Source organism: Streptomyces sp. NPDC057900 (genome assembly GCF_042887885.1).
Classification (GTDB): domain Bacteria; phylum Actinomycetota; class Actinomycetes; order Streptomycetales; family Streptomycetaceae; genus Streptomyces.
The window spans coordinates 1-19,843 of sequence record NZ_JBHVOI010000008.1 but is presented as its reverse complement, the minus strand read 5'-3'; the positions used below and the strand labels follow the sequence as shown (position 1 = coordinate 19,843).

The 19,843-nt window shown below is 69.0% G+C and carries 20 protein-coding genes; 10 read left to right on the top strand and 10 right to left on the bottom strand.

Features of this window, described 5'->3' with window-relative positions; all coding sequences use genetic code 11:
* Window positions 1–109 precede the first annotated feature (109 nt).
* From ACFVQ0_RS26325 to ACFVQ0_RS26315, 3 genes are all read right to left on the bottom strand, one after another.
* Window positions 110–1,615, bottom strand: a complete 1,506-nt coding sequence (locus ACFVQ0_RS26325; protein WP_390091670.1) for a sodium:solute symporter — start codon at window positions 1,613–1,615, stop codon at window positions 110–112.
* Window positions 1,612–1,770, bottom strand: coding sequence for a DUF3311 domain-containing protein (locus ACFVQ0_RS26320; protein ID WP_390091853.1), 159 nt, complete (start codon window positions 1,768–1,770; stop codon window positions 1,612–1,614). Before ACFVQ0_RS26320 ends, ACFVQ0_RS26325 begins: the two co-directional genes overlap by 4 nt.
* Window positions 1,771–1,865: 95 nt before the next feature.
* Complete coding sequence (locus ACFVQ0_RS26315) at window positions 1,866–2,648, bottom strand: class E sortase (RefSeq protein WP_390091669.1); 783 nt, start codon at window positions 2,646–2,648, stop codon at window positions 1,866–1,868.
* 87 nt (window positions 2,649–2,735) lie between these two features.
* Here ACFVQ0_RS26315 and ACFVQ0_RS26310 point away from each other — a divergent pair, with 87 nt between their 5' ends.
* The 5 genes from ACFVQ0_RS26310 to ACFVQ0_RS26290 all read left to right on the top strand — a co-directional run bounded on the left by ACFVQ0_RS26310 (window position 2,736) and on the right by ACFVQ0_RS26290 (window position 7,825).
* The gene (locus ACFVQ0_RS26310) at window positions 2,736–3,740 is read left to right on the top strand and encodes an SEC-C metal-binding domain-containing protein (RefSeq protein ID WP_390091668.1); all 1,005 of its coding nucleotides are present in this window, start codon (window positions 2,736–2,738) and stop codon (window positions 3,738–3,740) included.
* Window positions 3,741–3,807: 67 nt separating this feature from the next.
* Window positions 3,808–4,308: a GNAT family N-acetyltransferase gene (locus ACFVQ0_RS26305; RefSeq protein ID WP_390091667.1), complete on the top strand. Its 501-nt coding sequence runs from the start codon at window positions 3,808–3,810 to the stop codon at window positions 4,306–4,308.
* 107 nt (window positions 4,309–4,415) lie between these two features.
* Complete coding sequence (locus ACFVQ0_RS26300) at window positions 4,416–5,273, top strand: methyltransferase domain-containing protein (protein WP_390091666.1); 858 nt, start codon at window positions 4,416–4,418, stop codon at window positions 5,271–5,273.
* 472 nt (window positions 5,274–5,745) lie between these two features.
* Window positions 5,746–6,723 (top strand): NaeI family type II restriction endonuclease, encoded by a 978-nt coding sequence (locus tag ACFVQ0_RS26295; RefSeq protein WP_390091665.1) that lies wholly within the window; start codon window positions 5,746–5,748, stop codon window positions 6,721–6,723.
* 715 nt (window positions 6,724–7,438) lie between these two features.
* Window positions 7,439–7,825: a very short patch repair endonuclease gene (locus tag ACFVQ0_RS26290; RefSeq protein WP_390091852.1), complete on the top strand. Its 387-nt coding sequence runs from the start codon at window positions 7,439–7,441 to the stop codon at window positions 7,823–7,825.
* Here ACFVQ0_RS26290 and ACFVQ0_RS26285 read toward each other — a convergent pair.
* The gene (locus ACFVQ0_RS26285) at window positions 7,760–8,971 is read right to left on the bottom strand and encodes a DNA cytosine methyltransferase (RefSeq protein ID WP_390091664.1); all 1,212 of its coding nucleotides are present in this window, start codon (window positions 8,969–8,971) and stop codon (window positions 7,760–7,762) included. The genes ACFVQ0_RS26290 and ACFVQ0_RS26285 overlap by 66 nt on opposite strands.
* Window positions 8,972–9,132: 161 nt before the next feature.
* Between ACFVQ0_RS26285 and ACFVQ0_RS26280 the strand changes: the two genes are divergently transcribed.
* Window positions 9,133–9,876 carry an HNH endonuclease gene (locus tag ACFVQ0_RS26280; protein WP_390091663.1) on the top strand — a complete coding sequence of 248 codons (744 nt, stop codon included), beginning with the start codon at window positions 9,133–9,135 and terminating at the stop codon, window positions 9,874–9,876.
* 141 nt (window positions 9,877–10,017) lie between these two features.
* On the top strand, window positions 10,018–10,170 hold the full coding sequence (locus tag ACFVQ0_RS26275) for a hypothetical protein (RefSeq protein ID WP_390091662.1): 153 nt from the start codon (window positions 10,018–10,020) through the stop codon (window positions 10,168–10,170).
* A gap of 718 nt (window positions 10,171–10,888) precedes the next feature.
* On the opposite strand, the gene ACFVQ0_RS26270 is transcribed toward ACFVQ0_RS26275, so the two are convergent.
* From ACFVQ0_RS26270 to ACFVQ0_RS26260, 3 genes are all read right to left on the bottom strand, one after another.
* Complete coding sequence (locus ACFVQ0_RS26270; RefSeq protein WP_390091661.1) at window positions 10,889–12,037, bottom strand: tetratricopeptide repeat protein; 1,149 nt, start codon at window positions 12,035–12,037, stop codon at window positions 10,889–10,891.
* Window positions 12,034–13,272, bottom strand: coding sequence for an ATP-binding protein (locus ACFVQ0_RS26265; RefSeq protein ID WP_390091660.1), 1,239 nt, complete (start codon window positions 13,270–13,272; stop codon window positions 12,034–12,036). Before ACFVQ0_RS26265 ends, ACFVQ0_RS26270 begins: the two co-directional genes overlap by 4 nt.
* Window positions 13,273–13,355: 83 nt before the next feature.
* Window positions 13,356–14,885: a hypothetical protein gene (locus ACFVQ0_RS26260; protein ID WP_390091659.1), complete on the bottom strand. Its 1,530-nt coding sequence runs from the start codon at window positions 14,883–14,885 to the stop codon at window positions 13,356–13,358.
* 270 nt (window positions 14,886–15,155) lie between these two features.
* Here ACFVQ0_RS26260 and ACFVQ0_RS26255 point away from each other — a divergent pair, with 270 nt between their 5' ends.
* Entirely contained in the window at window positions 15,156–15,956 is an 801-nt protein-coding gene (locus tag ACFVQ0_RS26255) for an alpha/beta fold hydrolase (protein WP_390091658.1), read from the top strand.
* Window positions 15,957–15,981: 25 nt separating this feature from the next.
* Here ACFVQ0_RS26255 and ACFVQ0_RS26250 read toward each other — a convergent pair whose 3' ends face one another.
* Together ACFVQ0_RS26250 and ACFVQ0_RS26245 are read right to left on the bottom strand one after the other, a co-directional pair.
* Complete coding sequence (locus ACFVQ0_RS26250; RefSeq protein WP_390091851.1) at window positions 15,982–16,584, bottom strand: dihydrofolate reductase family protein; 603 nt, start codon at window positions 16,582–16,584, stop codon at window positions 15,982–15,984.
* A 218-nt stretch (window positions 16,585–16,802) separates the two neighbouring features.
* On the bottom strand, window positions 16,803–17,399 hold the full coding sequence (locus tag ACFVQ0_RS26245; RefSeq protein ID WP_390091850.1) for a TetR family transcriptional regulator: 597 nt from the start codon (window positions 17,397–17,399) through the stop codon (window positions 16,803–16,805).
* A gap of 103 nt (window positions 17,400–17,502) precedes the next feature.
* Here ACFVQ0_RS26245 and ACFVQ0_RS26240 point away from each other — a divergent pair, with 103 nt between their 5' ends.
* Both ACFVQ0_RS26240 and ACFVQ0_RS26235 read left to right on the top strand, forming a co-directional pair.
* Complete coding sequence (locus ACFVQ0_RS26240; RefSeq protein ID WP_390091657.1) at window positions 17,503–18,528, top strand: oxidoreductase; 1,026 nt, start codon at window positions 17,503–17,505, stop codon at window positions 18,526–18,528.
* 5 nt (window positions 18,529–18,533) lie between these two features.
* Window positions 18,534–19,280 carry a DUF1838 family protein gene (locus ACFVQ0_RS26235; RefSeq protein ID WP_390091656.1) on the top strand — a complete coding sequence of 249 codons (747 nt, stop codon included), beginning with the start codon at window positions 18,534–18,536 and terminating at the stop codon, window positions 19,278–19,280.
* Here the strand turns inward: ACFVQ0_RS26235 and ACFVQ0_RS26230 are convergent.
* Window positions 19,264–19,843, bottom strand: a 580-nt coding sequence (locus tag ACFVQ0_RS26230) for a GNAT family N-acetyltransferase (protein WP_390091655.1), incomplete at its 5' end; no start/stop codon positions are given. The two genes, ACFVQ0_RS26235 and ACFVQ0_RS26230, sit on opposite strands and share 17 nt — an antisense overlap.

Below are 19,843 nucleotides of genomic sequence, written 5' to 3'. Positions count from 1 at the left end.
GGCCGCGGCGTAAAGCGGCACTTCAACCTTTAACCGTTATACACGATGGGCCTAGGGCCTTTCGTTTGGATCAGGCCGGGCTCGCGGGGTCTGATCCAAACGAAAGGCCCTAGCCCGCCACCGTGCCCGATACGCGGTCCTCGATCTCGTCGCGCGCCAGCACGTCCTCGTCCGGCCGTTCGTCGCGTTCGCGCGGCCCCGCGTACGTCACCGCCAGCGCGACGGCCAGATTGGCGCCGAGCGCGACGATCCCGGCGTTCACGCCCCACACCGGATCGTTCTCCGTGAAGACGAACCCGCACACCACACCCACCCCCACGACCAGCCCGCTCATCGCCCCGAGCAGCGTCAGCCTCCGCCACATCAGCCCCAGCAACACCATGGGGAGCAGCTGCGCCATCCCCTCGTACGAGATCAGCGACAGCCGCACGAGGGTGTTCGGCGCGGTGTACGTGAGCAGCAGGGCCAGGCTCCCCGCGATGACGACGACGGCCTGGGCCGCGCCCTTCTGCCGCTGCTTCCAGCGCGGTACGAGGGAGAGCACGCTGCGTCCCCACATCGTGCCGATGACCAGCATGAAGACGGCCATCGGCACGATCGAGGAGAGCGCGGCGGCGACCCCGATGACCCCGACCGACCAGGCGGGCAGCGAGTCCACGACCAGCTTGAAGAGGGCCAGGTTGGATTCGGCCCCGACCAGCCCCGGGACGACGAACAGGGCCGCCATGCCGAGCAGCATCGGCACGAACAGCAGCACGTTGTAGGCGGGCAGCCACATGGCGTTGCGCCGCAGCACGTCGGCGTTCCTGGCGCCGAGGTACCCGGCCACGGTCGTCGGGAAGATCACCACGGTCAGCGAGTTGAGGAACGAGGTGGTGATGAACCAGGCCTGCCCCATCCCGCTGTTCCCGTGTCCGGGGAAGGTCAGCCACTCGCTCTTCTCGGTGACGAGCCGGTCGAGGAAGGGCCCGTAACCGTCGAAGTAGTGCATCGGTACGTAGACGGCGAGGAAGCCGAGCGTGGCGATCACCATGACGTCCTTCAGCACGGACACCCACGCGCTGCCGCGCAGCCCGCTGACGACGACGAAGCCGGTGGTGACGGCGAAGGCGATGAAGTAGGCCCAGTTCAGGCTGATGGCGCCGTAGGAGATCGTCGAGACGACCACGCCCATGCCGGTGATCTGGAGCTGGATGTACGGGAGCAGGAAGACGGTCGCGAGGACGGCGGTGAGCGCCCCGAGCCAGGGCCGACCGAAGCGGTGGGCCACCATGTCGGTGATCCCCACGAGTCCGTGCTCGCGCGCGTACGCCCAGAGCATCGGCCCGACGACGTAGCCGACGGCGTAGCCGCAGGACATGTACGCCACCACGTAGAGCACCGGGGCCCCGTAGTTGTAACCCCAGCCCGCGGCGCCCAGGTAGCTGAAGCTCGTGTAGCCCTCACCGGCCATGAGCACCCAGATGAAGACGGTCCCGAGGCTGCGCCCGCCCACCGACCACTCGGCGAGCCCGCCCCCCTTCGCCCCGCGCCGCCCGCGCACGGCGAACAGTCCGAGGGCCACGGTGGCGACCATGAAGACCCCGAAGACGGAGGTCGCGACGGCGGCGTTCACCGGCGGTCCCCCCGCCGGGCCAGCCAGACGGCGACGGGGGTCAGCACGGTCGCCCCGAGCAGCCAGAAGAAGAGGAACGGCAGCCCGAGAACGACGGGACGGACCCGGTTCACGAACGGCAGCGCCCCCAGGTAGAGCACGTAGGGAACCAGCAACCACAACAACTGCGGACGTCGTCTGAGCACGTCAGAGACCCTAGAACCTTTTCGTCGGATCAGGCCGTGTTCCGCTGCCTCCCCCCTGCCTCTCCCTATCTCCCCCGCACATCCGTCAGCTTCCCCCACACCACCAGCCGGTAGCGGGAGGTGAACTCGGGCGTGCACGTCGTCAACGTCACATAGGACCCGGCCGCCCGGTACCCGACGTACGGCTTCACGTTGCTGCGCGGCACGGCGGCCACCACCCCGCCGTCCCCCGCGCCGGTCTGCGGGAGGGTCTTGTCGACGGTGTACGTGTAGACGGCGTCCCGGGTCTCGACGGTGACGCGGTCGCCCCGGCGCAGCCGGTTGATGTAGCGGAACGGTTCGCCGTGGGTGTTGCGGTGGGCGGCGAGCGCGAAGTTCCCGGAGGCGCCGGGCTGCGCGGTGCCCGGATAGTGGCCGACGTACCCCTTGTCGAGGACGCCGCTCCTGCTGATGCCCTGGGCGACGGGTGCGGTGAGCCCGATGCGCGGGATGCGGATGACGGCGTAGGCCTGGGACCGGCGGGGCGCGGAGGCATTGGCGGGGGCCGCGCCCTTCGTGTCGCCCGCCTCCCCCGGACCCACGGCGGGACTGTCGTCCGCGGGCTCCTCCGGCACCTCCGACGGCGACGGCTCGGGCGGCGGCTCCTCCCAGTCCCGCTGGAGGGCCTGAACGGTGTGCGCGGCGCCGGCGCGGGCCTGCCGGTTGGTCCACCACAGCTGGTGGGCGACGAGCAGCAGCAGGACGACGCCGAGGGTCACCACCACCTCGGCGCTCGTCCACAGCCCCCGCGCAGCGGCCCGCCGCCCCCGCGAGTTCCGCTGCACGACCACAGGTATCCGCTTGACCACGGCCCGCACGATAGGGCCAAGCCCCGTAACTCTCCAGAGCCCGAACAACTCTCCGCCCCGTGGCCGTACCGCAGTACGGTGTGGTTCATGCGCCCCGACACGCCTGCCGACCACATCACCGAAGCCGAGCGCCTGCTGCGCACCGCGGCACGGTACCCGGAGGACCACGAGCCGCTGCTCCTCCAGGCCGCCGCCCATCTGGAGCTCGCCGGAGAGCGCGCCCGCGCCACAACGCTCTACGACGAACTGCTCAGCGCTCCCGGCACCGAGCACCCGCACCTGGTCAAGGCGCTCAACGCCGCCAACCTGTGGGAGTACGGCCACGAGGCCGAGGCCCGCGCGATCATCGACGGCATCCGCGCGGCGGGCCCGCTGGAGGCGGCTCCCTGGGAGATCGCCGCGGAGACCCTGGAGGCCCACGACGAGCTGGAGTCGGCCCACGACTACTTCTCCGCGGCCCTCACCCTGCTCATCGCGCCGGGCGAGGAAGTCCCGTACGCCACTCAGTCGTTGCTGACCGGCCGGCACCGGGTACGCCGCCTGATGGGCGTCCGGCACGACGCCTGGGACGAGCTGGCCGACACCCTGCACACGGCGGCCGTCCCGCTGGACGAGCTCCACGACCCCAAGCGCCTGTGGGCCCTGGGCTCCTCCGACCCGGGCGAGCTGCGCGCCGAGATCACCCGCCTGCGCGCCGAGCTCGGCACCTACCGCACCGCTCTCTCCCGCCCCTTCCCGGTGGCGGTGCTGCACTGGCCGCTGGCCGAACTGGACGAGCTCCTCACCGCGTACCCGGGCCTCGGCAGCGAGTACGCCTCCCACCCGGACCACCTGGCCCGCCTGGAGGCGGCCCTGCGCGACCTCCATGCGACGGGCACCCCGAACCTCGGCATCGTGACGGGCACGGTCCCGTCGTACGAGGCGTTCGCCGCCTCGGAGGCCGCCTCCCCCGCCGACCCGGACCTGCTCCCCCAGTACGCCACCACCCTGGCGGCCCGGGGCCGCGCGGTCCCGTGGCCCCCGGCGAGGAGCGCGGACTGCTGGTGCGGCACGGGACGGTCGTACCGCGACTGCCACGGGGGCGCGCTCTAGGTGTATTGATCACGACCGCGTCAATATCCGGATGCCGGGGCGCGCACCGACTGGGTACGGTCCGGCCATGCCCGAACTCCAGCGGCTGCGCGCCGACCACGCCCCGGCCCTCCTCGCGTTCGAGCGGGCCAACCGCGCGTTCTTCGCGGCGACGGTGCCGGACCGCGGCGACGACTACTTCACCGGCTTCGCCGCCCGCCACGAGGCCCTCCTCGCCGAGCAGGCGGCCGGCACCTGCCACTTCCACCTCCTGGTGGCCGAGGACAGCGGCGAGGTGCTGGGCCGCTTCAACCTGGTGGACGTGGCGGACGGCGCCGCGGACCTGGGCTTCCGCCTGGCGGAGAGCGCGACGGGCCGCGGCCTGGCCACGTCGACGGTCCGCCGCCTCTTCACCCTGTGCTCGACCACGTACGCCCTGACCACACTCCGCGCGGCGGCCACCGTCACGAACACCGCCTCCCGAGCGGTCCTGACCCGGACGGGGTTCGCCCCCACGGGCGAGGAGGTACTGCTGAGCGGGAAGCGGGGCCTGGCGTACCTACGAGAACTATCAACTGTCAAGCCGTAACAGTGAGTTGACACGACGGACACGGGCGACGCAGGTCTCGACCGAACAGGCTGACCGGACCCGCTGATCCACCGAAATCACCGCGGCGTTGCCGTAAGAATGGGGCAATGGCATCACCTGAGGCGATGACGACGGCCGACTACGTCCACGGCTACTCCGACCGCGAGGCGACCCGGCTCGGCGACCAGGCGGACACCCTGGCGGCACTCCTGCACGCGGGCACGGCGTACCCGGCCGGCAGCCGGGTACTGGAGATCGGCTGCGGGGTCGGCGCCCAGACGGTCCACCTGGCCCAAGCTGCCCCGGAGGCCCGGATCACCGCGGTCGACCACTCCGCCGAATCCCTATCACAGGCCCGCGCCCGTGTCGCGGACCACGCACCGGGGGCGGACGTGGAGTGGCACCACGCCGACCTGTTCGACCTCCCCTTCGCCCCCGCGGAGTTCGACCACGTCTTCGTCTGCTTCGTCCTGGAACACCTGCCGGACCCCGGCCGGGCCCTGGCCGTTCTACGCCGCGTACTGCGCCCTGAAGGCACCATCACCGTGGTCGAGGGCGACCACGGCTCCGCGCTCTTCCACCCCGCCAGCACCCTGGCCCGAGCCGTGATCGACTGCCAGGTCCAACTCCAGTCGGCCGCCGGCGGAGACGCCCTCATCGGCCGGCGATTACACCCGCTGCTGGCCCGCGCCGGATACGACGACATCATGGTCCGCCCCCGCACGGTGTACGCGGACCAGACCCGCCCCACACTGGTCGACGGCTTCACCCGCAACACGTTCATCGCCATGATCGAAGCGGTCCGGGACGAGGCCCTGGCCGCCGACCTCATGACCGAGGCCGACTGGGACCGGGGCATCACGGACCTGCACCGCACCGCCCTGACCCACGGGACCTTCCACTACACGTTCTTCAAGGCGGTCGCGGTGAATCGGTCGGGCGGCGGCGGCGCCGCGGGCGGGTGAGCGTCGCTATCGCTCGGCCTGCGCCCCGCACCTACTGCGCGGGGACTGGAGTGCGACCACGAGCGCCGTGCACGTGGATCCAGATGCCGAGGAAGCCAACGAGCTGCGACCTCTTCTTTCGACTCACCGAAAACACTCCCCATGGGCCTCCGCGCGACGCCCCTGGCGGGCCGCCCAAAGCCCGAGCGGTCGGCACTTGCAAGCAGCCCACCCTGGTCCTGGCCTTCTGAGCGACGGGGCATGCGGCAGCACGACTTTGCACCGCCGACTCCTCGAAGATCATTTTTGCCTTCGCCCCCATCCGCCGAGGTCGACCATCGACTCAACACGACAGCTCCTTCCCCTCCAGGTCAAGGATTCCAGCCGTGCCCAGGACGTCTTCGTGACAACAGCTTGCCTCTGTGGGAACTCTGCAACCACCCCTGGCAGTCAAGCTAGGTAGCCATCCGCACAGATCCACGAAAGGTAATAAGTGACACTCTTTGACGCTCCAGGACCGGTATCGGGTGTTTGCGATGATCCGGAACTGATGCTGGTATACCATCATTTGATCCAGCTGGATCCGGACGGCAGACGCCTTGCCCGCGTACTGCGGGACACCATCGACCAGTTGCTCAACGGTGAAGCCACGGGACGCTACGACTGGGCCAGCCTGTTCAAGACTGAGAAGACCCACGCGGGGACGCTTGTCGAGATCAACCTGCAGCGCGAGTTCCAGTTCAACGACGGCACCTACATGGACTACCGCATCGAGGGAATCGACGTCGACTGCAAGTATTCCCAAAGGTTTGGCTCCTGGATGATTCCGCCTGAGGCAGAAGGTCATCTTTGCCTGCTCGTCTGGGCCGATGACTACCAAAGCCTCTGGAGCGCCGGCCTCTTGCGGATCAAGCGTGAATGGCTCAACGGCGGTACCAACCGGGACATGAAGTTCACTATCAAGGCAGAACACCGGAACAAGGTCACGTGGCTCTGGAAGGACGCTGCTCTGCCGGAGAACATTCTGCTTCATCTGGCCCCATCAACCCGGTCTCGCATCCTGCTCCCTGGAAAGAACAAGGGTCAAGAACGCGTCCGTGAGCTGTTCCGCGCCGTCCACGGCAAACGAATCGGCCGCGGCGTCGTACGTACCGCTGCCCAGCAGCTCGACTACATGGCGCGAGTACGCGAGGGAAGCAAAGGACGCGCCCGCCCTGCATTGCGCCCCGACGGAATCATCATCTTGGGCGACTACCGCAGTCACCAAGCAGTAGCACGAGCTCTGGGCGGACCGGTACCAGAGGAAGGAGAGTTCGTCGCACACCGCATCGTGCGAGCCCGCGCCAAGCACCGTGGTCGCCCTCAGGCCGAGATCGAAGGAGAATTCTGGGTCGTAGCCGACCCTGATGACGAAGTCGAGGCGGCACCAAAGCTGCCAGAGGCCCAGGCAAGCAGGGGTGAGCCAGCTTAGTGGCGTCTCCAGCCCGAGGAATACACCTCCCTGCAGCACGCGTCCAAGGCCGGAGTGGGCAGCGACCGGAAAGCCCCCCTTATTGCAGACGGAGCGATCGCAATAGATACAAACGTCCTGCTCAGCCTCGACGCGCAGGCCCTCCCTGCGCACCGACGGGCGCTGGACGCTCCCTGCTAAGTCCAGAGCCACGACTGCGGCATTTGCGCCAGGCAGGTCGACGCACCAATCCGTCGAAATAAGCCGCACGGCGCCAAGTCTGCAGCGAAGAAGACCCGGTCACGCACGCAGCGAGTGCTAAGGGAGCAGACCCCCAAGCCGTCCGACGATGACATCGCCAAGCGCCGAAGATGGCGATATTCCATTCCAGGACGAATCCCTACTTGGCGACCAGGTTTCCTGCCACCAAAGACGGAACAACTCCGGTAGCACTTCGAGGAATCCTCGGGGTACAGGTGGAGAGCCACACACGATCTCGTGATCTTGGATTTGGCTTATACTGGAATAGAAAATTCAGCTCACGAGCTTCGCCCGCTTGATCTAAATATCCACTTGCCCTGCTTCTCACCCAAGGAACACTGCACGGAAAGTGAATTCCTACGCAGAGAAGAGAAGGCTCATCCTAAGAAAGCTGGCATTCCTGAAAATGGTTAGCGAAATTCCCTGGCAAGCCCCAGAAGGATCCTGGGCCTCATCCGATGCCAGACGCCGCAACATGCAGGCGATCCGCAGCCGGGACACCAAGCCGGAACTTCTGCTCCGGCGACTCCTTCATGCTCAGGGCCTGCGGTACCGAGTGGCCGCAAAGCCCCTGCCAGACCTTCGCCGGACGGCAGATATCGTCTTCCGCCCGGCGAAGCTAGCCGTTTTCGTCGATGGTTGTTATTGGCACGGCTGTCCAGACCACTACGTTCCACCCAAGACCAACGCCAACTATTGGTCAGCCAAGGTCCTGCAAAACATGACCCGAGACCGGGACACCAACACGCAGCTTCAAGCAGCAGGATGGACAGTGCTTCGGTTCTGGGAACACGAGTCAGCCGACGACTGCGCCATCACGATCACTGCTGCGCTCGGTCGCAATCGGGACAGTCGGCACTGAAATCTCGGTCAATCCGAACAGCAGCTCACTATCCCGCTTGCCAGCCGTCGTACGCTGCTGTCGAACGCGAGCGACAACACCGGCCTCCTTGGCACCCCTGAGCGCGGCGATGACTTGCTCACCAACCGCTTGGGCCACAGGTGGCGGGAAGGCATTTCCCACTTGCCGGTAGGCGGCAGTCTTCTTTCCCTTGAATTTCCAGTACTGAGGAAACCCTTGGATGATCGCGGCCTGCTCGACAGTGAGCTTGGGGCCCGCGGCGGAAAAAAGGTCACGCTCCTGACTTCCCTGCCGCTTCATTTCGGTTGAGTCATTTGCTACCCCAAGCCCGCAGACACCGAGCGCCGCCCATGCCTTCTTCGCCCGGGTTGGGCCTAGATCAGCACCACCATGCTTCTTGGACCCGCCCACGAGCGTGGGAGCAACTCCCTTAAGCGCCTTCTGTCGCCAGGTATTCAGCGCGTTTGCAGCGCGCGGGTCATCGACCTCAGCGAACCGGGCGGCCATCGTCTTGTCCAGTGCCGCCCGCACCGTCCGCAGCTTGAGCATCCTTGGCTTGGCAGGAGAAAAATAGGGGATGTACTCCCGCTTCAAAGCCACAAGAATGGCGCGAGGCCGGAGTTGCGGAACGCCATAGTCCTTGGCTTCCAGCACTGTCCAGTAACACTTCTCGTAGCCCATGCATTCTAGGCGTTCGAGCAGTTCTTCTCGGTACCCCTGGAACTTTTCCTTTGGCTCCAGTAGTCCTCGAACATTTTCGATTAGTACAGCCTTCGGCTCCAGTTCACCGACAAGGTTGAGCATGGTCGGGAATAGGTCCCTCTCATCGTCCCGCCCCAGTTGCTTACCTGCGACAGAAAATGGCGGGCACGGAACGCCGCCGGCCAGGAGGTCAAGATCACCCGGCTCCAGTCCCAGATCCAGCCTCAATTCCTCGGGATCGAGCTTGGTCAGATCGGCCTGTTTGACCATGCACCCTTCCCACTCGGGGTTACCCTCCACATTCTCCTTGAGAGTTTCCACGGCATGGCGATCAATCTCGATCAGTGCGAGATGTCGAAATAGCGCATTGTGCAGGCCTAGGGCCTGCCCGCCTGCCCCAGCGCAGATCTCAACCGAGGTGAACGTCCTCTTGGTGCTGGTCATACACCCTCCTTCCAAACGAGCCCGACTGGCACGGCTTCCCACCAGTCATCACAGAGGGTGACAGACCCCACTGACAACGCGACCGCCTTCAAGTGTGCGTCACGCATCAATGCGCTCCTACCGCCCCACACGTGACAGGGAACACTCATACGATATGGCCCATGCCTAGAATCCCCGCGTGGACCCACGACGAGCTGTTGCTGGCCTGCGCTCTGGTAGTCGAGAACGGCTGGAGCGAGCTCAGGGAGCGCGACCCTCGTGTGCTTGACCTCTCGGACCTGCTTCGTTCCTTGCCCATCCACGAGGGCGTCGCACAATCGACCTCTCAGTTCAGGTCGACCGGAAGCGTCAGCCACAAAACCACCGACCTGGCGACGAATCACCCTGGGTATGCCGGCGCTCCCACCAAGGGAGGACGCCTGGACAGGGAAGTGATCGCAGCCTTCATCGCACGGCCCTCGGAGATGCTTGAGGCTGCCCAGGGCCTGCGGCTGGGCATCGGCACAGGCGAGCTCCACAGGATTCCTCCAGAACCAGACGAACTTGATGAAGAAGGAAACTCGGCGGTCGAAGGCCGCCTTCTCGTCCGCTGGGCGCTGCACCGCGAACGCGACCGCGGCCTCCGGGCGCGCAAGGTCGGACAGGCAGTGAAGTTGGGTCGCCCCCTGCGGTGCGAAGTCTGCACCTTCGATTTTGGCCGGACCTACGGGCCTCTTGGCCAGGGCTACATCGAAGTACACCACCGACTGCCCCTTCACCTATCTGGCCCGCGTGAGACCAAGCTGGATGACCTGGCCTTCCTCTGCGCCAACTGCCACCGCATGTGCCACAAGCGACGCCCTGGTGAATCCTGGCGCACCCCCGGCACTCTGCGGGCCGAAATGGACCAGTTCAGCTCCCCCTGAGCCGAGGATCTCGTGGCGGAGAACACGCAGACCGTTCTCCGCACATACCGAGAACCGCGTCGATTCGCGAGTACGGTCATGTTCATGACTGACTACATAGGTCGTAGATGCTTACATAGCAGTGCAAATACCACTGCGCCGATGGCCCCATCACTCTGGCGCCAGGTCAACCGCTCGGACGAGATCCCAATGCGCTCCATCAGGCACTGCGGCTCAGGCTGCACCGGACTGCAGCTCGAAACGGTCCTGGGCCCGGTCCAGCGCCTCGTCCACGTCAGAGCCGTGAACGCGTAGCCAAAGGAGGCCGTTGATCAGTTCTACAGCCGCCTCCTCCAAGGCAGCCACGCTCGCCCGCCCTCACCTCCGGCGCCGGAGTAGAGCGTCAAACACGCCTCCCCCCTGGCGACCCGCCGGTCGCCGAGGTGCCCATCCGGTGCGGCGAGCGACGTAGCCAGATCACGCCAGACCAGCCTCGACTCGGCACCGAGGATGACGCCCTATCGGCCCCGCCACGGCGTCCAGCAACGCCATGCCGCGCCCTGACTCGCCGTCCGGCCCCGCATGCACAAGCGTCGGAAGTACTCGAGTGTCCGGATCCCCGAGCGCCGCCCGAAGACGTGTGCCGTTCATCTCGACGACGAGTGTCGCCGACGTTCCTTCGCCGACGCGTCTGATGAAATTCGCCGCGAGCTCGCCGACACTGATCTCGGCAGCGTCCACCACATCCGGGAGACCCCACAAGCGCAGATGCAACCGCACGACGCACCTCAGGCCGGCTATCTCCGCAGACTCCGCCAGGAACGGAAGCTCCCAGGGCTTTCGCGTCATGCAAGCTCCGATTGCGTGCTGTGGTGTGGCTGGTCGAGAGTGCCGGACTGCTCTGACGGCCGGGGAGGCGACGTTACGCATCGCGCGGGACCTGGCAGGGCAGATGGATTACACCGCGGGCACCGTTCTGTACGACCTCAAGTGAGCTGCCCAGAAGGAGCCCCGACTGCCTCTTCGATCCGACTCAAGCAGCCTTCGGCCGGTCCAGCCACATCGTCGCCAGGGACGGCACCAGGCCCGCCCAGAAGAGCACCAGCGGGATCGTGCGTTCCGTCCAGGGGATCTGGGTGATCAGCAGGGCGCAGAGCATGGCCCACGCGGCTTGGCCCAGGACGATGCGGGACCAGGGCATGCGGCGGACGAGGGAGCGGAGGTTGACGCGGATGCCGGTGCGGAGGCGGTGGTAGCGGAGGAGGGCGCCGAGGGCCCAGATGACCGCCATCGGGACGAGGTCCCAGAGGCGCTGGCCGAGGACCAGGGGGAGCTCTCGTTGGGTGTCGCCGTCCGTGGCGAAGAGGTCGATGCCTGTGGCGGCGAGGGCCAGGCAGAGGAGGGCGGGCCAGCGGAGGCCGCGCAGGAGGCGGTAGGAGGCCGCGTCGAGGCCGCGCTGCATGGGGGCGGAGTCCGGGGCGGCGGACAGTGCGTCGGCGTACAGGGTGGCGGCTTCCGTCGCCTTGACGCCGGGGGCGGTCGCCGCGGCCTTCGTCCGGCGGGCCAGGGCCTGTTCGTGTTGCGGGTCGAGGCGGAGGATGGCCTCGTCCATCCGGGCGGCGGCGCTCCGGTCGGCGGACATGTCGGCGATGAGCCAGGCCACCTCGTAGGCGTACACCTGCTCGGGGGCCAGCCGGATGGCTTCCTGGGCGAGGGCGTCGGCCTCCCGCAGGCCGGCCTCCATGTCCTCGCGCCGGACCTGGCCGCCGTTGGCCTGGCCGGAGCTGATCATCCTGATGCGCCAGAGCCAGTCGGCGAGCCGCGCGTAGGTGAACCAGTAGTCGGGCGCCAGCCGGATCGCCTCGCGCAGCACGCCCTCGGTCTCCGGGAAGCGGCTGTTCACCCGCAGGGCGCGGGCGTGCATGAGGAGCGCGCCGATGTCCTGGGCGTTCAGGGCCAGCGCCCGCTCGGTGGCCTCCAGCGCCTTCGGGCGGTTCTCCTTGTCGCCCGGGTCGCTCCGGTCGATCTCCCCGAGGTGGCTCCGGGCGAGTTCGACCCAGGCGCTGATGTCGTCGGGGTCCTCCGCGAGCCGCTGGGCCAGCAGTTCCCTGGCCTCCTCGTACCGCTTGAGGTCGTTGAGGAGGTCGGCCCGCTCCACCGCGGGGTGCGGGGTCGTGGTCACAGCTTGCGCCTCTTCTTCAGGTACGTCACCAGGTCGTCGTACATGCCGCCCTCGTTGGCGAACATCGCCACGTTGCGCGCGGAGGAGAACCACGGTTCGGCCGACGGTACGACTTCCTTCGCAGCGGCCAGCAGGTCCTTCATGTTGATCATCCGTACGTTTCCGGAGCGCGCCGAATCCAGCAGTGCCCGTTCGGCCGCCGCCTCGCAGACATGGGCCAGGTCCGCGCCGGACAGCCCCTCTGTGATCTTGGCCAGCTTGCCCACGTCGACGTTCTCGATGGGCCGGTCCCTCAGGTGATAGCGGAGGATGGCCTCCCGGGCGGGGCCGTCGGGCGGGAGGACGAGGATCGTCCTGTCGAGGCGGCCTGGGCGGCGCAGGGCGTTGTCCACGTCCCAGGGCACGTTGGTGGCGGCCAGGACGAAGACGCCCTCGTTCGCCGCGGAGTCGATGCCGTCCAGCTCACTGAGCAGCTGGTTGACCACGTTGCGCATGCCGCTGTGCCCGGTGCGGCTGCGCTTGGCGCCGAGGGCGTCCAGCTCGTCCAGGAAGACCACGCAGGGCGCCTGCCGGCGGGCGGTCTCGAAGACCTCGTGCATGTTGCGTTCCGAGTTGCCGATCCACATGTCGAGCACGTCGTTCACGGACACCGAAAGGAACGCGGCGCCCAGTTCACCGGCCACCGCCCGCGCGATGAACGTCTTGCCGCAGCCGGGCGGCCCGTACAGCAACAGCCCGCCGCGCAGGCTCTTCCCGTACAGCTTGCGCAGCTCGGGGTTGCGCAGCGGGGCGAGGAAGGCGGCGTCCAGGCGGTCCTTCACCTCCTGCATGCCGCCGACGTCGGTCAGTCGTACGGTGCCGGGGTCCTCCACGTCCCACGCGTCGGCGCCCGCGGAGTCGTCCTGCCCGTCCGCGCGGACGGGCGCCTCGGTGAACCGGGGCGGCACCGCGTCCCCGACCTGCTGCTCGGCGGCCTTCCAGTCGAACCCCGCCCGTGGGCGCGGGTGTTCCGCCGGTACGGACGGGGCCGGGGCGCCCATCGCCCTGGCCATCAGGTCCCGGGCCTGGGCGTCGCCCGGTGCGTGCTGCAGAGCCACGGCCGCCTCGCCGACGGCCTCTTCCCCCCGGTCCGCCTCCAGCAGGAGCTGGGCCAGGTGGAGCCGCAGGGGCACATCGGCGGGGGCGGCGGCGACCGCGGTGCGCAGGCTCTGTATGAGAGGGGAGTCGTCCGGCATGATCCACAGCCTAGCGGCGCCCTACGACACGCCTCGGGGCCCTCGGGCGGACTGCGCCGTGCGGGACTTGCCGGTGCTCCGGGTCAGAGAGCGGCCTCGGTGGCCCCGGCGTTCTCGCGCGGCCCCGCCGGAGCCGCGTCGGGCGCCCGGCCCGCCGGTGGTACGGCGCCGAGGTTGTCGGGCGCACCGGCCCGGTGGTCCGTCGCCGCGCGGCGACGTGTCACGAAGCCGGTCGCGACGAGGGCGAGGGCCACGGTCCCGGAGAGCGCGGGCCAGTACACGTACCGGTAGTTGGACTCGGGCGCCGTGGGCAGGTAGGCGAGGATGTACAGGAGTGAACTCGCCCCGAGGAGGCGGATTTCCCGGGTGTAGGGCCCCGCCCAGCGGCGGCGCAGCACGAGCACCAGCGAGACGGCCAGCCAGAACCAGCCCTGGAAGAGCATCGGCAGATCGCGGCCGAAGCCGGTCACGTAGTTCCGCAGGGCGAACCTCAGCGTGTCGTTCAGTGGCTGCTTCCGTACCAGGGGATGCAGTCGGGCACCGGCATTGGCGTGGGTGCCGTTCCAGAAGGTCTGGTTGCTCTGGAAGAGCAGTTTGGTGAAGACGCGGCCCCGGTACTCGGCGTAGCCCTTCCAGTGGCGCGGCATCTGCCGCGCCCACATCCGGACGATGACATCGGCGTGCCGGTCCAGGTAGGTGACGTCGAACGGCCGGCTGTGCGGGAAGCACTGCAAGTACGCGTCCGAGGCGATGTTCCGCCTCTGGCAGTCCGCCGCGGTGGCGACCAGGCGTTCCCGCAAGTCCGGTGCCGCGTGCGCCTGTTCCGCCGCGGATCGCATCTGGTCCGGGGTCAGCACATGTGCGAGGTCGTCCACCGGGATCACCGCGTACACGCGGGTGGCCAGCGGAGTGGTGGCCGCGGACACCCCGGCGCCGCAGGCGATCACGAGAGCGGCGAGGACCCCGGTGGCCGCCAGCCAGCGGCGCCGGCCGGGGGTGGGCCACGCGGCGAGGACCAGGAGGGCGAAGACCGGGATCACGGCCGGGACGCCGTTCTTGCGCACCAGGGCGGCGTACACGAGGAACAGCAGGCCCGACACCAACAGGGCCCAGCGGCTCACGACCCGGTCGCGCGGCAGTTCACGCACGGTCAGCGCGATGGCGAGGACGGCGAGGAGCGCGTACGCCAGGTGCACGTCCTTCCACACCACTCCGGTGAAGTTGACGATGTGCGGCGCCAGGCCCACGGCCAGCACCGCGAGGGAGAGCGCCCGGCTGCCGGACCTCTTCCACACCAGCCGGGCGAGGACCCACAACGCCCCCCACAGCACTGCGGCCTGAAGCGCGGCCATGGTGGAGAAGTTGCCCGTGATCCGGATGAGGACACGCCACAGCAGCGCCATCACCGGGGGGTGCCAGTCGTTCACCGGCTCGTCCCCCAGCGCCTGCCACAGCTGGGTGTTGCTGTCCGCGCTGAGGTACCCGGGGTGAAAGACGGTTGCCACGGCGTAGCCGCAGCCTGCCGCGACGGCCGCCAGGCACCACGGCCACAGCGTGCCGTCCCTCCAGGCTCCGCGCAGTGCCGTGGTCCACCGGTCGACGGTTCCGGACATGTGGGCGGAGCCCTCCCAGCCGAGGATGACGGGTCTCGCTGCCGCTCGACCACGTTCCAGGGGCGAACAGCGTTCCAGGAGGAACAGCTGGCGCACAACGTGGCGGAAATCTATGCGTATGGGACCTCAAAGGACAAACCGGAACGATAATTTGTCTGCGGGCCTTCACTCCGCTGCCGCCCCGACCGCCCCGACCACCCCTGGCGCCTGGTGTCGGTGTCGGGTGTCGGGTTCTATGTGGAAGCCGCTCCCCCAGTCCTGGAGGCACGCATGTCCTGGTCCGAGCGCACGGTGACGCGGGACGGTGTCCGGCTGGTCTGCCGGGACCGGGGCGGGCCGGGGCAGCCCGCCGTCCTGTTGCACGGACTGGCGGGCCACGCCGGTGAATGGGACGCCGTGGCACGGGCCCTGAGCCCCGGTCTCCGGATCGTCGCGGTCGATCAGCGCGGGCACGGCGCCGCCGAACGCCGTCCGCAGGATGTCTCCCGCGCCGCCTATGTCGCGGACGTCATCGCCGTGGCCGATCAGCTCGGACTGCGACAGCCCGTCCTCATCGGCCAGTCCCTGGGTGCCCACACCGCCATGCTCACCGCCGCCGCCCACCCCGCCCGCGTACGCGCACTCGTCCTCATCGAGGCGGGTCCTGGCGGCGCGGATCCGGACACGCCCTCCGAGATCGGCAGTTGGCTGGACACCTGGCCGACGCCGTTCCCCTCGCGCGAGGCCGCCGTCCGGTTCTTCGGCGGCGGACCGCTCGGTGCGGGCTGGGCGGGCGGGCTGGAGGAACGCGAGGACGGCTGGTGGCCACGGTTCGACCGGGACGTCATGGTCGGCTCTCTCGCGGAGAACGCGCGGCGCCCGTTCTGGGACGAGTGGGACGCCGTCACCTGCCCGACCCTGCTCGTCCTGGGCCAGAACGGCTTCGTCCCGCCGCAGGAGGTCGACGAGATGCTGCGCCGGCGCCCCGACACCGAGGCCGCCTGCCTTCCCGGCACCGGCCACGACCTGCACCTGGAGCGGCCCGCGGCCCTGCATGACCTGATCTCCGGGTTCCTGGCCGGGATCGGCTGACGGAGCGGGGCGCCGGGGCGGCGATTCACCCCCGGCCAGGGGCGCGGTCATACGTCAGGAACATCGCCCCGCTGTCCAGGACCTTGTGGTCCGTGAGCGTCCAGGCGTTCGGGCTGAACGTGGCCCCTCCGGAGAAGAGCGGGATGCCCGCGCCGATGGTCATCGGGCTCAGCTTGACGATCAGGGTGTCGATCTCGGAGTACAGGGCGCCCGCGAGCTCCCCGCCGCCGATCAGCCAGATGTCCTTGCCCGCCGCCCGCTTCAGCTCCCTCACTCGCGCCACCGGGTCGTCCGCCACGACCTCCACAGCGGGGTCCGGGCTTTCACCCAGGGTCCGGGAGAACACGAGGTGCCGAAGATGCGGGTAGGCGTCGGTCACCCCGGCCTTGAGACCGATCTCGTAGGACCTGCGGCCTTCGAGGACGGTGTCGAAGTGCGTGCCCGGCGCGGAGATGGACAGCGCGGTACGGGCCGGGCCGGGCAGAGTCTCCGGGTACTCGGCGATCATGTGCCCGATGTAGTCCTCCGGGACCGGCCAGAATCCGTCCGGGCCGGTGGGGTCGGCACCGTCCGGGCCCGCGATGAAACCGTCCAGGGTGGCGGCGATGTAGTACACGAGCTTGCGCACGGAGGGCCTTTCGTCCACGGCGGCCGCCACGGGGCGGGCGGTCCTCGGCGCTCATGATCAGACAGGCCCGCCCGTCGCGCAACGGGTGGCGGGGAGCCGGGTCCACGGCGGTGAAGACCCGGGACGCCGGGATGTGGCCCCAGGGCCTGCCGTCGCCCGGCAGACGGCAGTTCGACGACAGTCCCTGGCGGCGTGAGTGCGATGTCCCCCCGTTTCGCTCAGGCCGGACGCATGCCGTCCAGCGCCGGGTTGATCACCGCGAAGGCCTGGACGAGGAGGTCGGCCGGGTCCTCCGTCCCGTCGCTCGCGCTCCACCCGTGCAGTACGGCGTCGAAGGCGTTCAGCGCCATTCCGGCGGCCAGCCTCGGGTAGAGGCCGGATTCCGCCTCCGGACCCGGGCGCCGGGCCAGCTCCTCCGCCAGCTCGTCCCGCCACTGCGCCTGGCGTTCCAGGAAGCGGGCGAGCAGGGCGGGGGTGCGCAGGATCAGCTGGACGACGCGGAGCGCCCTGTCCGAATCGGCGTGACCGGCGCAGGCCGCGAGGGGGACGCGGACGGCGTGCAGCAACGCGACGGAGGGCGGTTCCGCCTCGGGGCGGGCCGCGAGCTCCGCGCGGATACCGGTGCCCATGTCGGCCAGGAAGCGGACGACGACGTCCTCCTTGGACGCGAAGTACCGGAAGAACGTCCGCTTGGACACGCCCGCAGCGGTCACGATCTCGTCGATCGTCACGGCGTCGAACCCCTTCGACGCCATCAACTGCAGCGCCGCTTCGGTCAGTTCTTCGGAAACGAGCTGACGCTTCCGCTCGGCCATCGTCACTTCGGGGCGGGTACTCACTCACTCAGGGTACTTCATGCCCTCAATGGCACTCAGTAGCATATTGACACCAAGTGCCATCAAGGGCAGCCTGTGCCGCATGACACAGCGACAGGAGCAGGAGCAGGAGCAGCACGGACAGCAGGAACGGCAAGGGCGGGGACGCGGGCCGCGGAAGCGGCGGCCGCAGCGGTGGACCTCCGAACAGATGCCGGACCAGACCGGGCGGGTCTACGTCGTCACCGGCGCCAACAGCGGACTCGGCCTGGCCACCACCCGCGCGGTCGCCCGCCGGGGAGCGCACGTGGTCCTCGCCGTCCGCGACGAGGACAAGGGCCGCCGGGCAGTCGCCGGGATTACCGCGGAGCACCCGGACGCGAGCCTTGAGGTGCGGCGCCTCGACCTCGCCGATCTCGACTCGGTGCGCGCCTTCGCCGATGTGGTGCGCACCGCCCATCCGCGTCTGGACGTGCTCGTCAACAACGCCGGGGTGATGGCACCGCCCCGGTCGCTGAGCGCGCAGGGCCACGAGTCGCAGTTCGCGTCCAACCATCTCGGCCACTTCGCGCTGACCGGGCTGCTCCTCGACCTGCTGACCCCGGGCATCGATCCGGTGGTGGTCACGGTGAGTTCGGCCAACCACCGCAAGGCGAGCCTCTTCTTCGACGACCTCACGGGCGAGCGCCACTACTCACCGATGGGGTACTACAACCAGTCGAAGCTCGCCAACGCCGTCTTCGGCCACGTGCTCCACCGTCGGCTCAGCGAGGCGGGCAGCCCGGTACGCAGCGTGCTCGCCCACCCCGGCTACACCGCGACCGGCCTCCAGACGGACGGGCCCGTCGGCCCGGTGAAGCTGCTGTTCGGCCACCTCCTCACCCCCCTCGCCCAGGACCCCGACCAAGGCGCGCTGCCACAGCTCTACGCGGCCACGGACCCGAGCGTGGTGGGCGGCGAGTTCATCGGGCCGGACGGCATGGCGGAACTGCGCGGCCGTCCGACGCGGGTGGAACTGTCCGCCGGGGCCGCCGACGCCGCGACCGGCCGCCGGCTGTGGGAGCTCTCGGAACGCGCGACGGGCGTGAGGTACGTGTTTCCCTCCCCTGCCCGGCGTCGCGCAGAGTAGGACGTATGACGACACCCGCAGAGCTGCTCCGCTCCTTCGCCCGCACCCGCGCCTCACTCGACGGCGAGGAGGTTACGTACTGGTGGTCAGGCGACGTGTACGCATGGTCGCCCGACGAGCCCTACCAGCGTGTCTTCGGCTTCGAAGGCCTCAACGTCGCCCGCCTCGTCCAGGACGCCGAAGCCGGTCCTGACGCCTACCAACTGCTCACCCGCGAGGCCGCCTTCTATCTGGACCCCGCGAGCCGCGAGATCCTGGAGACCTGGCAGGACCTGCCCGTGGTGCACGTGTGGAACGACCCGGCGAACCAGAAGTGGCGCCCGTTCCCGGTCCCGGTGACCGAGCTGGGCGGGCAGGTCTGCTTCAGCCTGGAGATCCCGCTCGCCTACCCCTCGCCGCTGCCGGTGGCCCAGTACCCCGTCCACTCGGCCGGCGACACGTACAAGGCCCTGGAGCTCTTCCAGTTCTTCGCCGACCGGGCGGACCTGGCGGGGCCGGCCCCCAGCGTGCCGGCCACCATGTCGTGGACCCGGATGTCCCCGTGGCTCCCGTGGATGGCACGTGGTCAGCGGCCCGGTGGCCTCACGTACCACTGCCGGGGCCGCAAGCTCGGCTCGTACACCGAGGTCCCCGAGCGGACCCGTGCCTACATCGCCTCCCACCAACCGGAGTTCGCCCACGCCCCGGACAAGTGGAGCGAGCCGAACGAGACCAGCTGGACGTACTTCCGCAAGCTCAACCCGCCGCGGTAGCAGCCGGACCGGCCCCGGCATCGACCCCGGCATCGGCTTCGGCGCTGTTCGTGCGGATCCGGGCATGGAGGTGTACGTCGTGCCGGCCGTCCGCGTGCAGCCAGGCCCCGCGCCGGATGCCCTCCACCTCGAACCCGGCCTTGACCGCCACCCGGCAGGACGCGTGGTTGGCGGTCGAGTGCTCCAGCTCGACGCGGTGGAAGCCGCGCTCGTACAGCGCCCACCGGGTGACGGCCTCGGCCGCCCGGGGGCACAGGCCGCGGCCGCGCGCCGACGGGACGGTCCAGTAGGCGAGTTCGGCCGAACCGCCGTGCAGCTCGAAGGACTTCAGGGCGACCCGGCCCAACAGCGCGTCGCTCTCCGCGTCGACGAGCGCCCAGTGGGCGCCCCGCTGGGACGGCCATTCGCCCCGCCACGCCTCGATCCAGCCCCGCGCCTCCGCCTCCGAGTCGGCCCGCCGCACGTGCCAGGGCGTGTCGTCAAACTGCCGTCGTTGCCCGTAGGGCGGCCGGGCGGCGTCAGGTGCGTGCTCTCGGCGTGCCGGCCCCAGGCCCCTGTACTGG

Coding starts and splice junctions, on each gene's coding strand:
- ACFVQ0_RS26310 (WP_390091668.1), top strand. CDS start 2,736: ATGCGCCCCGACACGCCTGCCGACCACATCACCGAAGCCGAGCGCCTG.
- ACFVQ0_RS26305 (WP_390091667.1), top strand. CDS start 3,808: ATGCCCGAACTCCAGCGGCTGCGCGCCGACCACGCCCCGGCCCTCCTC.
- ACFVQ0_RS26300 (WP_390091666.1), top strand. CDS start 4,416: ATGGCATCACCTGAGGCGATGACGACGGCCGACTACGTCCACGGCTAC.
- ACFVQ0_RS26290 (WP_390091852.1), top strand. CDS start 7,439: ATGCAGGCGATCCGCAGCCGGGACACCAAGCCGGAACTTCTGCTCCGG.
- ACFVQ0_RS26285 (WP_390091664.1), bottom strand. CDS start 8,971: ATGACCAGCACCAAGAGGACGTTCACCTCGGTTGAGATCTGCGCTGGG.
- ACFVQ0_RS26280 (WP_390091663.1), top strand. CDS start 9,133: ATGCCTAGAATCCCCGCGTGGACCCACGACGAGCTGTTGCTGGCCTGC.
- ACFVQ0_RS26275 (WP_390091662.1), top strand. CDS start 10,018: ATGGCCCCATCACTCTGGCGCCAGGTCAACCGCTCGGACGAGATCCCA.
- ACFVQ0_RS26265 (WP_390091660.1), bottom strand. CDS start 13,272: ATGCCGGACGACTCCCCTCTCATACAGAGCCTGCGCACCGCGGTCGCC.
- ACFVQ0_RS26260 (WP_390091659.1), bottom strand. CDS start 14,885: ATGTCCGGAACCGTCGACCGGTGGACCACGGCACTGCGCGGAGCCTGG.
- ACFVQ0_RS26255 (WP_390091658.1), top strand. CDS start 15,156: ATGTCCTGGTCCGAGCGCACGGTGACGCGGGACGGTGTCCGGCTGGTC.
- ACFVQ0_RS26245 (WP_390091850.1), bottom strand. CDS start 17,399: ATGGCCGAGCGGAAGCGTCAGCTCGTTTCCGAAGAACTGACCGAAGCG.
- ACFVQ0_RS26240 (WP_390091657.1), top strand. CDS start 17,503: ATGACACAGCGACAGGAGCAGGAGCAGGAGCAGCACGGACAGCAGGAA.
- ACFVQ0_RS26235 (WP_390091656.1), top strand. CDS start 18,534: ATGACGACACCCGCAGAGCTGCTCCGCTCCTTCGCCCGCACCCGCGCC.